13 protein-coding genes are annotated in these 12144 nt (G+C 69.0%); 4 read left to right on the forward strand and 9 right to left on the reverse strand.

All coding sequences use genetic code 11. The features are described from left to right. Nucleotides 1-46 precede the first annotated feature (46 nt). Nucleotides 47-1018 carry a quinone oxidoreductase gene (locus HUW62_RS10500; RefSeq protein ID WP_176434340.1) on the reverse strand — a complete coding sequence of 324 codons (972 nt, stop codon included), beginning with the start codon at nucleotides 1016-1018 and terminating at the stop codon, nucleotides 47-49. A 259-nt stretch (nucleotides 1019-1277) separates the two neighbouring features. Here HUW62_RS10500 and HUW62_RS10505 point away from each other — a divergent pair, with 259 nt between their 5' ends. Further along, on the forward strand, nucleotides 1278-1724 hold the full coding sequence (locus HUW62_RS10505) for a hypothetical protein (protein ID WP_176434341.1): 447 nt from the start codon (nucleotides 1278-1280) through the stop codon (nucleotides 1722-1724). Between the two features lie 4 nt (nucleotides 1725-1728). On the opposite strand, the gene HUW62_RS10510 is transcribed toward HUW62_RS10505, so the two are convergent. Beyond that, nucleotides 1729-1929: a SlyX family protein gene (locus HUW62_RS10510; protein WP_163865888.1), complete on the reverse strand. Its 201-nt coding sequence runs from the start codon at nucleotides 1927-1929 to the stop codon at nucleotides 1729-1731. A gap of 64 nt (nucleotides 1930-1993) precedes the next feature. Between HUW62_RS10510 and HUW62_RS10515 the strand changes: the two genes are divergently transcribed. Next, nucleotides 1994-2293 (forward strand): hypothetical protein, encoded by a 300-nt coding sequence (locus HUW62_RS10515; protein WP_163865889.1) that lies wholly within the window; start codon nucleotides 1994-1996, stop codon nucleotides 2291-2293. A 139-nt stretch (nucleotides 2294-2432) separates the two neighbouring features. Here the strand turns inward: HUW62_RS10515 and HUW62_RS10520 are convergent, their stop codons facing one another. Next, the gene (locus HUW62_RS10520) at nucleotides 2433-3434 is read right to left on the reverse strand and encodes a tetratricopeptide repeat protein (RefSeq protein ID WP_163865890.1); all 1002 of its coding nucleotides are present in this window, start codon (nucleotides 3432-3434) and stop codon (nucleotides 2433-2435) included. A 39-nt stretch (nucleotides 3435-3473) separates the two neighbouring features. Then, nucleotides 3474-3818, reverse strand: coding sequence for a hypothetical protein (locus HUW62_RS10525; protein WP_163865891.1), 345 nt, complete (start codon nucleotides 3816-3818; stop codon nucleotides 3474-3476). A 332-nt stretch (nucleotides 3819-4150) separates the two neighbouring features. On the opposite strand from HUW62_RS10525, the gene HUW62_RS10530 reads away from it, so the two are divergent. Next, nucleotides 4151-5998 (forward strand): ATP-binding protein, encoded by a 1848-nt coding sequence (locus tag HUW62_RS10530; protein ID WP_176434342.1) that lies wholly within the window; start codon nucleotides 4151-4153, stop codon nucleotides 5996-5998. A gap of 4 nt (nucleotides 5999-6002) precedes the next feature. Here the strand turns inward: HUW62_RS10530 and HUW62_RS10535 are convergent, their stop codons facing one another. Continuing rightward, nucleotides 6003-6425 (reverse strand): hypothetical protein, encoded by a 423-nt coding sequence (locus tag HUW62_RS10535; RefSeq protein WP_163865893.1) that lies wholly within the window; start codon nucleotides 6423-6425, stop codon nucleotides 6003-6005. Nucleotides 6426-6642: 217 nt separating this feature from the next. Between HUW62_RS10535 and HUW62_RS10540 the strand changes: the two genes are divergently transcribed. Then, entirely contained in the window at nucleotides 6643-6849 is a 207-nt protein-coding gene (locus tag HUW62_RS10540) for a hypothetical protein (protein WP_163865894.1), read from the forward strand. Between the two features lie 75 nt (nucleotides 6850-6924). Here HUW62_RS10540 and HUW62_RS10545 read toward each other — a convergent pair whose 3' ends face one another. The 4 genes from HUW62_RS10545 to HUW62_RS10560 form a co-directional block, all read right to left on the reverse strand. Further along, complete coding sequence (locus HUW62_RS10545; protein ID WP_163865895.1) at nucleotides 6925-7764, reverse strand: hypothetical protein; 840 nt, start codon at nucleotides 7762-7764, stop codon at nucleotides 6925-6927. After that, the gene (locus tag HUW62_RS10550) at nucleotides 7761-8531 is read right to left on the reverse strand and encodes a hypothetical protein (RefSeq protein ID WP_163865896.1); all 771 of its coding nucleotides are present in this window, start codon (nucleotides 8529-8531) and stop codon (nucleotides 7761-7763) included. Before HUW62_RS10550 ends, HUW62_RS10545 begins: the two co-directional genes overlap by 4 nt. Then, nucleotides 8528-10699: a TonB-dependent receptor gene (locus HUW62_RS10555; protein ID WP_217911248.1), complete on the reverse strand. Its 2172-nt coding sequence runs from the start codon at nucleotides 10697-10699 to the stop codon at nucleotides 8528-8530. The genes HUW62_RS10550 and HUW62_RS10555 overlap by 4 nt, the downstream gene beginning before the upstream one ends. A gap of 213 nt (nucleotides 10700-10912) precedes the next feature. Continuing rightward, on the reverse strand, nucleotides 10913-11332 hold the full coding sequence (locus HUW62_RS10560; protein ID WP_176434343.1) for a hypothetical protein: 420 nt from the start codon (nucleotides 11330-11332) through the stop codon (nucleotides 10913-10915). Nucleotides 11333-12144 lie beyond the last annotated feature (812 nt).

Consider the following 12144-nt stretch of genomic DNA (forward strand, 5'->3'; position numbering starts at 1 on the left):
GGGACTCGAGGCGCCTCTTTCGTGCCCGGTAGCCCGCGCCTGGCTTTCAGGGCACCCGCAGCACCACCTTGCCCACCGTCGCGCGTGACTCGAGCTGCTGGTGCGCCCGCACCGCCTCTCCCAGCCCCACCACCAGTCCCAGCGTCACCCGCAGCTGCCCTTTCCCCAATGCCTGGCCCAGGGCCTCTCGCGCCCGGCGCTGCAGGGCCGGTGGGTGCGGCGTGCGCAGCCAGTAGGCACTGATCTTCAATGACCTTGCATACAGCGCCTCTACGTCCACGAGGGGCGGGTGTCCACTCGCGCTTCCGTACGCCACCAGGTGACCGAAGGGGGCGAGAGACTCGAGGCTGCTTTCCCAGGTGCTGGCTCCAACGGAATCCAGCACCACCTCGACTCCGCTTCCGTCAGTGAGCTTGCGAACCCACTCCGCCACCGAGCTGGCTCCTCCGTAGACGAAGACGTCGTCGGCTCCTGCCTCGCGCGCGAGTCTGGCCTTCCCCTCCGTGGAGACGGTTCCGAGCACTGTGGCTCCTGTTTGTTTCGCGAGCTGTATCGCGAGGAGCCCGACGCCTCCTGCCGCTGCGTGAATCAGGACTCGCTGTCCGGGCCGGAGCTGGGCCGAGGTGTGAATCAAATGCCAGGCCGTGAGCCCCTGCACCAGAAGCCCTGCCGCTTCCTCGAAGGAGACATGTTCGGGCAGCTCCAGCAACTCCTGCTCCGAGGTTGTCGCGAACTCCGCATAGCTCTGGAGGGCGAGGGCCACCACCCGGCGACCCACCCACTGCGCGTCGGCCCCCGGCCCCACCATGTCGACGACTCCCGCGGCCTCGCTTCCCAGAATCCTGGGCAACGGTGACTTCGCGTCGTACAGGCCACGACGACGCTCCGTGTCCGCGAAGTTCACTCCCGCCGCCTTCACTCGAATGCGGACCTCACCGGGACCTGGCGTCGGCTCGGGCACGTCGTCCAGGCGCAGGACCTCCGGCCCCCCTACCTCGTGATAGCGAATGGCTTTCATGCGGAGCCTCCTAACGGCGGACCTTGCTTCATGCCGCCGCTCTCACCGCACGGCGCTCTGGGCCGTCACACGTGAACGGGGTGCTATCTGCATTCCGCCCAGCGACGGCAGGTCCGTTGAGGCTGTCGGTGTTCCGTTGACGTTGGTTCACTGCGCGGAAAAAGCGACGGAATGACGGAAGGAACCTCTCGTGTGACTGGCCTCGCTCCGCCTGGCTTGCTTGAGTGGGTGGCCCCCCTCAGGCAGAGGAGCCTCCCGCATGAAGCTGCTTCGTCCCTCGCTCGGTGTTCTGCTCGCGGCTGGCTTCTCCGTCGCGCCCATGAGCTCGGAAGCCGCCACGGTCCGTGTCGGTCTCGGAGCCGACTACTGGATTGACCAGAGCGCGGCCTTCAGCTTCCTGCTCGGTGTGGAAGGCCGAATCGCGGGGCCTGTCTCCGTTGGCGCCCGCTTCGGCGCGTCACTCATCACCGATGGCAATGACGTGGGCATCCCCCTGGACCTCGTCATTCGCGCCAACATCGCCAGCGCGAAAATCTACGTGGAGGGGCTCGTCGGCCCCTGGATTGTCATCGACCGGGGAGACGCACTCCGAGCCCACGCGGCCTTCGGCTTCGGCCTGCAGGGAAAGGCGGCCAGCATCGGCGTCGAGGTGGGCTACCTGGACCCCGACCCCGTCATCGGCCTGCGCCTGGCCTACAAGTTCTGAGGCCTCAGTAGTGGGGCGGACGCTCGTGCTGCCGGGAATCCACCAGCCCGGGCTCCGCCTCCAGCTTCTTCTTCAGGATGTCCAGCTCCACCCGCAGCGCCTCGATGACACGCTGCTGCTGATAGAGCACGTCGCTCAGCTCCTGCAGCGTCTCCTGCTGCTGCATGTAGCGGATCTCCAGCTCGGCGATGCGCTTCTCGTCCATGGGGCCTACCCTTACCCTGGAGAAGCCCTCGTCGTCCCCCCTCGCCACACGCTCCCGTCTCGCCATGAACGTCCAGGAACACCTCCAGCGGGCTCGAGACCTCCTCGCTCGCGGGCAACCCGAGCTGGCGGAGTCCGCCCTCGGTGATGCCATCGACGCCTCCGTCGCCGCGGACGACCTCATCCTGCTGACCCGTGCCCGCTTCGCGCTCGGAGAGTTCCTCTTCCAGCAGCAGCGCGATGACGAGGCGCTTGCCTACCTCCAGGCCGTCGTCCGCACCGAGCGGGTCGACGGCGCGGTGGACTCCGAGGTCAAGGCCTCCGCGCGGATGCTTCGTCAGATTCGAGGCACCGAGCCTCGGTGACGGCTCGATGTATCGCCTCGGGGGGATGTCGTAAGGCTGGGGGAGCCGAGCCTCGGTGACGCGCTCGATGTCTCGGCTCAGGGGAGATGCTGCGTGACTGGAGGAACCGAGCCTCGGCAACCGGCTCGATGTATCGGCATCAGGGGATGCTGCATGACTGGCGGATCAGCTCCATCCGCCCCGAGAAGCGTCGCTCCAGGTCCATCCGCGTCAGTCGTGCTTCGTCAATGAGCCTGGCTTGAAGTTGAAGCGCGCAGAGCGCCGCGAGGGACTTGGGGCTCGACAGGTCCAGCCGGTCCGCCTGTCTCAAGGCTTCCTGCGCGGCCTCGACGTCCCCCACGCGGAACAAAGCCAGGCCCAGCTCGTAGTACGCCAATGAGAGCCTCGGGTCCTCCTGCGTGGCCTTGCGGAACACCGCCACCGCCTCGCTGTCCTTCCGGTCCGCGCTCAACACCAGCCCCTGCTCCACCAGCAGCCGCGCTCGCGGCACCTTCCCCTGCAACCCCGCGAGCACCGCCAGGGCCTCCGTGGGCCGCTCGGCCGCGCTCAAGAGCCGCGCATACCGCAAGCCGATGAGCGGGTCCGCCGGCGCCTTGCCATGCGCGACGCCCATCGCCTCCGCGGCTCCCACCGTGTCTCCACTCTTCTCCTTCAACTCCGCTCGCAAGACCTCCGGCCTCGGGTCTCCCGGTGCCACCTGCGCGGCCCGCTCCAGCGAGGTGCGGACGCACCGCTCCATCCGCTCCGCGTCACAGATTCGCGCGAGCAACAACTGCGTCTCCACCGCCGCCGGCTCGCGTCGCTCCGCCTCCTGCGCCAGCTCGCGCGCCTCGGCGGGCGCTCCGGCCAGGAGCAACTCGGCTGCTTCACGCAGCTCGGCGGGGGTCGCCTTCGGGTGCGCTCGCAGCGGGAGCAGCAGCTTCACCCGCGTGTCCACCCCCTGCGTCACCCGCGCGATGGCCAGCTCCTGCTCCGGCATGTTCCTGGGCAGCAGGAGCGGGATGAGGTGGAGCAGGACCGCCACGGCGCAGACGACCCCCATGCCGCGCAGACCCCGATGACGCCTGGGCGACGGCCTGGCCAAGTTGTCCACATGCCCCTCGCGCGCGTCTTCCACCGGCGCTGGCTGCTCGGCTTCCATCCTCCGCACCTCTTCATCTCCCCGGGCAGGCGCCGCCGCTCACACCGCGCGAAGTCTCGTCCGAAGACCCCTCGGCAACTCCACCCCGCAGCTCCAGCACAGCTCGAAGTTGCCGGGGTTCTCCTCGCGACAGCCGGGGCACTCCACCGTGCGCGACGCTTCCTCTTCGTCCTTCTTCAGCTCCGCCACCACGCCCTGGGCGTGCTCCACGTCGCCGGGCAGCAGCCATAGCTCCACCCACGTCTCACCGCTCGGAATCTCTCCGCTCAGTGGCACGAGGGCCTCGCCACGCACCTCCACGGACATTCCCTCGGCTTCCAGCGTTCCCGCCAGCAACCGCGCCTCTCCTACCGTGCGGTGCACGGAGAACCGCACTCGCGTCATGTCTCCCTCTTCACAGAACGCGAGGCACTCGGCAACCACACCTGCCTTCCTCCTCGTGCCTCCACTCACCGCTGCCTGCTCGTCTGCTTATTGTTCATGCTTTGTCACAAGTGGCGCGGAAGCAGATCTCCCCGCCTCCCCCGTGTTTGCCTTTCACCGCGCGTCCAGGTGAAGATCAGCACCGACAGACTGTCGGCTCGAGAGCCTCCCCCCGCTCCTGTCATCCGGTGTGTGAAGCCTTTGTCCAGGAAGCGAGACGCCGTCCGATGCGTGCGCACGCTCTCCATATCAGTACGTCCGCCTTCGGGCGCCCGGTGTGGGCCCGACATGGCGTGGCCGTACTCTGCGCGGGCGCCGCCTGGGCCGTCCCGTGGCTGCTGGGGCCCCTCCCGACGTCCCTGGGGGTCCTCCTCTCCATCGCCGCGGTCCTCGTCGCCGCGCTCGTCGGTGGCGCCGGCCCCGCGTGGGTGGCCACGTTGCTGGGCTCGTTCGCCGTTGTCTCCCATACCTCCGCGAATCCCGTCGCCACCGCCGTCCTGGAGATCGCCCTGTTCCTCTCCGTCGGCGGGCTCGTCGCCCTCCTGGCGGGACGGCGTTCGAATGGAACCGTGGCGCCTCCCGGAGAGCCGCTGGAGGCCCGCCTGCTGAGAAGCCTTGGCGACGCGGTCCTCGCCACGGATGCCCATGGCGTCGTGCGCTACCTCAATCCCGCCGCCGCTCAACTGCTCCAATGTCCGGAACAAGAAGCCATCGGCGCGCCGCTGTCCCAGGTGCTGCGCTCCCGCCCCGAGTCCGGCTCCTTCCCCACCATCCGACCCCCGACGCCGCTCGCGACCTGGTCCCAGTGGCCCCGCGCCCTGAAGCGACGTGACGGGGGGGAGCTGCCCATCGAGGAGTGCATCGCCCCACTCAAGGGCCGCGACGGCGAGGACCCTGGCGCGGTGTGGATGTTCCGCGATGCGACGTCACGCCGGCAGCTCGAACTGGAGCGCTCTCGGTTGCTCGAACGCGAACACGCCGCCTTGGGAGAAGCCCAGGCGCAGCGCGAGCGCATGGAGTCCCTCTTCACGCAGACTCCCGCCGCCATCGCCGTCTTCCAGGGTCCCGACCACGTCTGTTCGCTGCTCAACCCCCAGGCGCGCGCCCTGCTGGATGTCGACGGTGGCGCCATCGGCAAGCCCCTGCGCGACGTCCAGCCGGCCATGGACCCGGGCATGCTGAGCCTCCTCGATGAGGTCTACCGCGAAGGGCGGCCCTTCTCCGGACGTGAAGTGCCCCTGGCGTCGACCTCTCCCTACGTCACCCCCGCGCTCTCCCGACAGCAGCGGTTCCATGACTTCACCTGGCAACCCTGGCGTGATGCTCGCGGAGTCATCCAGGGCGTCATGGCCGTGGCCGTGGAAGTCACGGGGCTGGTCGTGGCTCGACGCGCCGCCGAAGACCTGGCTCGTGACCTGCGCGAGGCCGTCCAGGCCCGTGACGAGTTCCTCTCCATCGCCAGCCATGAGCTGCGCACGCCCATCACCTCCGTCCAACTCCAACTCCAGTTCCTCCTGCGCGCCGCTCCCGCGACGGACCCCGAGGGCGCCGTGTCGCTCGTGCACCGCCGCGTCGAGAGCACGCTGCGCTCCATGACGCAGCTCCATCAGCTCGTCTCGACGTTGCTCGACGTGTCGCGCATCCGCGCGGGACGGTTGGACCTGCGTCGCGAGCCGGTGGACCTGTCCTCCCTCACGCAGGACCTGGTCTCCCGAGTCCAGGAGGATGCCGCGGGTGCGCGGTGCTCGCTGCGCCTCATGGTGGACGAGCCCCTGGTGGGCTCCTGGGACCGCGTGCGCGTGGAGCAGGTCATCACCAACCTGCTCTCCAATGCCTTCAAGTACGGCGCGCAGCGGCCCGTGGAGGTCCACGTCACCCGCGAAGGAGACTTCGCGCGGCTGTGCGTGAAGGACCACGGCATCGGCATCGCTCCCGAGGACCAGGCCCGCATCTTCCACCGCTTCGAGCGCGCCGTGTCCCAACGCCACTACAGCGGCTTCGGCCTGGGCCTGTGGATTGTCCGGCAGATTGTCGAGGCCCTCCACGGCGACATCCGCGTGGAGAGCCGACCCGACGCCGGCTCCTCCTTCATCGTCCGGTTGCCCCTGGAGAGCGCCGCCACCGTCGACGCCTCCGCGTGAGGCGCTACTCCTCCTGTCGAAGCTGATGCGGCAGCACCACGTGCGCGTGCCGTGGGGCCCGGGCGTGCAGCTCGCTCGTCAGCAGCGCGTCCAGCTCGCCGAGCAGCGCGTCGTAGTGCGGTCCCGCTCCGCGCGCGGGCAGTCGCTCCGCGGCCAGGCGGACCCGAGGGGACTCCTCGTCCTCGAACGCGAGCGTCACCGCGAGGCCGTCCGGCCCTCCCGCCTGGGGGACCAGCACCGCGGGCGCCGGCTGCCGCGTCGCTTCCTCGAGGAGGGGCCCGAGGCTCCGCGCCTCGTGGGGCGTCAGGTCTCGCTCCGACACCACCTCTCCCTGCTCCAGGACCCACAGGTGCTTGAGTCCTTCCACCTTCAGTGCCTGGGCCGCCGTGTTCGTCCGGCCGCTGCGCTCATAGGTCATCGTCCTCATCACGCCCATCACCTCCGTGGATGGGAGGTAGGCACTCGGGCGCGCATCGCCATCCCCGCACGTGCGAACGGAGGCGCGCAACGCGGGGCACGCACCGCGCGGACGTACGCTTCAGGACAGCGTGGCGAGCCCGTCGGTCGAGTGCTCCCTCGCGAGCCACTCTCTACGGTGCGTCCCGCTCGAGCACTCCTTACTCGAGCATCTGGAGGCCTCGCCCATGGGCAACAAGGGAAGTGGCAAGACGCCGAGCGCGAATGACCAGCGCTCCGACTCGAAGAATCCCAACAACCCCTCGCAGAAGTCCGCGCAGGACAACCGCTCCAACACGATGAACCCGAACCACGGAGGCAGCAAGAACCCGCCGTCCACCACGCCGGGTGGCTCGTCCAGCGGCGGCGGACGTCCGGACCCCTCGAAGCACTGAAGTCCGTTTTCGCCCAAACGTCATCCCATCTCCGGCCGGACCAGAGCACCGGAGATGGAATGACGGAAGCTCAGCTCAGCGGGACTTGGGCGAGCACTCGCCCTCGCCCCGGAAGTGGCCGGCCGTGCGCACCAGCGCCGTGACGAAGTCGCGCAGGTTGCGCACGTTGCCCGCGCCCCCCGTGCCGTACTGCTCCGCCGGCAGCTCCGTGAGGTCCACCGCCGCCAGTTCCTCCAGCGTCACCACGCCGTCCGCCCCGGCGATGCCCAGCTTGTCCGCCGCCGCCATCGCGTCGAAGCGCATCTTCGCGTCCGGCGACTGCAGGTCATCGAAGAAGAGGTGGTCGCCGTGGATGGTGAGCTGCACCGTCTCCTCTCCGTCCTTGGGCACCGTCACGCCCGCGCCCAGCTCCGGGCTCTCGCAGTGCTCGTAGAGGGTGTTCGTCGTGAAACCCCAGTCGAACTGCTTCGTCACGCCGCCCTTCGTCGCGGTGCCCACCACGCGCACGCTGAGGCCATCCGTCTTCATCCGCTCGACGTCCGCCGCGTCCGCGTTGCCCGTCACCGCGCTCGCCACCGGCGCAATCGCGTAGCTGATGCGGTCCCACTCCTTCGCGTCCAGGTCCTTGAAGGACTCCACCACCACGGGCCCCGGCTTGTGCACGTCGAACACACGGGCCTGCGACTGCTGCGCGGCCACCTCGTCGTGCGTCTCCACCTTGACCTCGCTCAGCACCACGACGAACTTCTGGAAGCGCACCGTCCAGCCATCGACGAAGCCCGCCTCCTCGCCCACCGCGGCGGGAATCTCCTTCTCGATGAAGTCCTCGCCGTAGGTGGTGAACGTCACGTTGCCCGTGCCATCGCTGCACGCGACGAGCCCCAGGCACGACAACCCCAGCATCCAGTTCCTCATTGCATGGCTCCTTCTTCCCACGTCACCACGTAGGCGGTTGTGTCTTCCACGCCGCGCAGCAGCGCATTGCGCGCCTGACTGTCGGCGGGGAAGGTGTAGACGCCATCCGCGTCCGGGTCGGTCGCGGTGGCGAAGTCGATGCGGTCCAGCCACTTCCTCAGGTCCACGGTGAGGCGTACCCGGCCCGTCTCCATCCCGAGGGACTTCTCGAAGCGTACGCCGGCCACCGGCTTGGGCAGGTCCGCGTTCACATCGAAACGCACCTGGCCTCCATCCGGATTCGTCGCCGTGCCGACCACTCGCACCGCGTGGCCTTGCAATGCGCCCTGCGTCTCCATGGGTGTCGTGAGCGTCAGCTCCAGCGAGCCGTACTCTCCCGTCACCGCGCTCGCCGTGCCCAGGACGCTGACCGCGCCGAGCAGGTCCACTGTGTGCGTCTCCAGCAGTTCGCCCAGCGCGTCGCCCGGTATGTAGTGGCCCGGGTGTGCGTGCGCCGTGCCGCCGATGAGCGAGTACCAGTCGAAGCGCGGGGTGGGGCGGCTCGACAGCAACACGCGGCCCTCGAAGAAACGCACCGGGCCCACGGAGACGTGCGCGGAGTCGAGGACGATGCGCCACCCGCGCTCATTGCGCTCCTCCGACAACGTCGTCGCCGTCACCTCCACGGGGAAGGCGCGCCGCTCCGCCTCGCTGCCACAGCCGAAGAACGACAGAGAGGACGCGGCGGCAACGGCCAATGCGCCTCTCAGCATGTTTCTGCGCTTCATAGATGGACCTCCAAGGTGAGCGAGGCCATCCGAGGCGACCCCGCGGTGAAATGTCTGGCTGGCACGAGGCTGGCCGGGGCGCTCGGGTTGAAGCGCGAGCTGTAGACGAACTCGCCATCCCTCCAGCGCGAGTCGAGGAGGTTGCGCACCTCCAGACGCAAGCCCAGCTCCCCTCGACGCAGCGCCATCTCCGCGTCCGCGAGGAACACCGCCTGGCTGCGCTCGTCGAAGGGCAGCGGACGTGGACCCAGGAACGTCAGGCCCGTGCCGATGGAGAACAGGGTGCCTTCGCCTCCCAGCCACTCCACCGGCCGCTCCCAGCCGACATCCGCCCTGGCGACGAGCGGCGCGAAGTAGGGCAAGAGCGTGTCCGTCGCCGTCACGTACGCGTGCGCCACGGTGCCGCTCAGCGCCGCGACGAAGCCGGGCAGGGGACGCGCCTGGAGCGAGGCCGTCACCCCCGAGCGCAACGTTTCGCCCGTGTACACGGTGGTGCCCACCGTGTGGTCGAAGAAGAAGTCGTTCTCCACCTGCGAGCCGAAGGCGCTGAGCTGCGCGGCCCATCGCTCGCCGTCCTTCCTCGCTCCTAATTCCGCGCCGTGCACGGAGACGAAGGGGGCTCGCTCTCCTTCGGAGAGGCTTCGCGCCTGGGGAGAGCGGAAGCCGTCTCCATAGCTGGCGAAGAACCTCCACGACTCCGCGCCATCGGACAGCGCGTACTCCAGGCCCGCCTTCGCGCCCAGGTGCATGCCGAAGGCACTGCGCGAATAGCCCTGCCCGTCGTAGAAACGCGGGTCCCGGAACGCGAGCGCGTCGAAGACCTCCACGCCCAACGCGTCCGCTCGGCCTCCCAGCCGCAGCGCCCAGCGGCCGAGCGACATCCTTCCTTCCGCCCAGCCCCAGACGTTCGTCTGTGTGAAGCGCGCGTCCACTTCGTCGGAGAAGAACGTGCCGTCCGACTCTCGATAGCGACGCTGTGACTGCTCCACGCCGTCCCGCCGCGCGCCCAGGCCGAGCTCCAGCGTCACGGGGCGACCGAACGTCGTCACGTTGCGGCGGTGCTCCGCTCGCGCTCCCAGCACCGTGGCGTCATTCGTCTGCTCCAGTCCGTCGCCCCGGTCGTCCACCCGGTAGCCCGTGAAGTTGTTGCGCAGGCGCAGGTCGGAGATGACGCCGAAGAGCTCCAGCTTCGTGCGACCCTTGCCTGCTCGGGGGAGGTCCACTCCGAGCAGGAGCTGGTGTCGCGACACCGTGCCTCCCTGGCGCGGCGTGGACGCGGAGAAGAAGTCGCTGTTGCCCGTGAGCAGGTTGTCCTCTCGCACGACTCCCGGTGAGTCGAAGCGCGTGACGTAGCTGGCGCCGAGTGCTCGCACGGTGAGCCCGTCTCCGAGGCGCGTCGTCGCCTGCGCGAGCAGTGACGCCCGGCCGTAGCCTCGCTGCGAGCCGTAGCCCTTGCCCTCGCCGAGCTCCACCGCCGCGAAGGTTGCCGGGTCGTCTCCCGGCCGCACCGTGGCCACGAGGCGACGCTGACGGTACTGCCCCAGCGTGCCCGCGAAGTGGACGCCCTGCTCCTTCACGCCCAGGTCCATCCGCACCGTGCCCGCGACCGCGAAGTCGCCCTGCGACGCGCGATACGAACCCTCCGTGACTTCAATCGACTGGACGACCTCCGGGATGACGAAGTTGGTGTCCGCGTAGCCCAACGCGTGGATGTGGCTCACCTCGTTCACCGGCAGGCCCGCGACGTCCAGCTCCACGTCCTGGCCGTGCAGCGCATCGAAGCCGCGCAGGAAGAGCTGGTGGGCCTTGCCTTCACCGCTGTGCTGCGAGGCCACCATCCCCGGGATGGCGCGCAACAGGTCGACGGCGCTGCTTCGCGGGGCCGCATCCAGGATGTCTCGGCCGAGCGTGACTTCTGAAGCGCTTCGTGGGGTCCTCGTGCCTTGGACCACCGTGTTCCCCACGGGCTGTGATTCCGGGGGGAGCGGTGCGTCCGCGGTGGTGGGGTCCTGTTCCTTCGGGTTGGTTTCGTGCTCACTCGTGGGTTCCGTGTTCGTCACGCGGGGCTGGTGCTCCGGCCGCGCGTCGGCCTCTTGCGCCTTGGCGACGCAGGGCAGACACCACGCGAGAAGACATGTCGACAGCACTGCCAGGACACGCACGGACATGGAGGCACCCACGGCGGGACAGCTCACGCTCCTGCGCCCTCGCTCACGCGGACTGCTCGCGTGACACCGCTGGCGCATCGCCGTGACAGCCCGCCGTCGTGGAGACGGGAAGCGATGTGCGATGACGCGTGAAAGACCTCGTGCTCACTCCGCGCACACGTGCGCGAGAGCACCGGGCTCACGCTCGATGGATTGTGGTGATGGGGGGCTGGACTACGGGCCCTGTGGCATCGCCGTGGGTCTCGGCGAGGCTCCGGGCGCGACAGCGGGCCCGCGTGCGACTTCAGTCGTCCAGGAGACCCAGCGCACCACGGGCACATGGACCACGGCCCAGGTCGTCGCCACCGCGCTCAGGTGCTCCACCGAGCCGGTCAGGTGCTTGTGCCCCTCCTGACCGTGCCGCTCGTTCTTCTGACCGTCGGTCTTCCGAGGCTGCTCTGGCGACAGGGAAGAGGTCTCGGCTCGGGCCTCGTGGGAGTGGGCCTTTCCGCCATGACGGTGGACATGCGCCGAACCACCCAGCCCACCCGCGTGGCCCACCACCGCGTGCAACACCGGCGCGACGGCAAGCCCGTACACCAGGACCATCAGGCCCAGGCTCGCGAGGTCTCGTCGGTCGTGGGGATTCAGCAAGGAGTGGTCAGCGGAGCAGGGGACGGTGGCCGCCTCCTACCCGGCTTCCTCCGTGCGCGCAAGGCAACCGCGGTCTGGGTGTCCACGAGTTACTGCAATCAATGACATGCAGGCGCGTTCGCTCGGGTGCACCCGGGTGGCTTCGCGGCGTGGAGCCCGATTCACTCGAGGACTCAGCAGTCGAGTCTCGTGCTCGGACCGCGCGGCTTTCGCGCACCGCTTCTCCTGACCAGGGAGTTCGGATGACGACGGCGCTGGAGTGATTCGCCAGGCCGCTGGAGTCGGCGATTCACCCGCGCGTGTCGCTCGTTGTGCCGCGCGGATGTCGATGGGCCAGGCGCGACGATGACGCCTCGATGTCCTTGCCCGGGAGTGGTCGTCCCGGTGCTCTACCCGTGCTGATGGACCCATGTCGGCGTTCTATACGGACAGGGCACGCTGTCCGGATGTGTGGCCCGTGTGTGATCTCACAACGCCCGGAAAGCAGCGCCCGCCGGCCGGAGGCTGTGCGGCCCGCGTGGCCTGGCACGCGCGTCGTGCGCTCACGGCGCCTCGCGGAGGGCTGCACTCAGCTTCTCGTTCGGATGTGTGAGGCCCGCGAGTCGTTGCGCTCACGGCGCCTCGCGGGGCCGCACTGAACTCCTCGTTTGGGTGTGTGAGGCCCGCGCGTCGTGCGCTCAAGGGGCCGCACTGAACTCCTCGTTTGGGTGTGTGAGGCCCGTGAGTCATGGCGCTCCCGGCCCCCATGGGGCGGTACAGCGCCCACCGTTCGGATGCTTCGCCCTCGTAGTTTGCGCCTACCTCTTCCGTGG

Source organism: Myxococcus sp. AM011, from assembly GCF_013372595.1.
Classification (GTDB): Bacteria; Myxococcota; Myxococcia; order Myxococcales; family Myxococcaceae; genus Myxococcus; species Myxococcus eversor.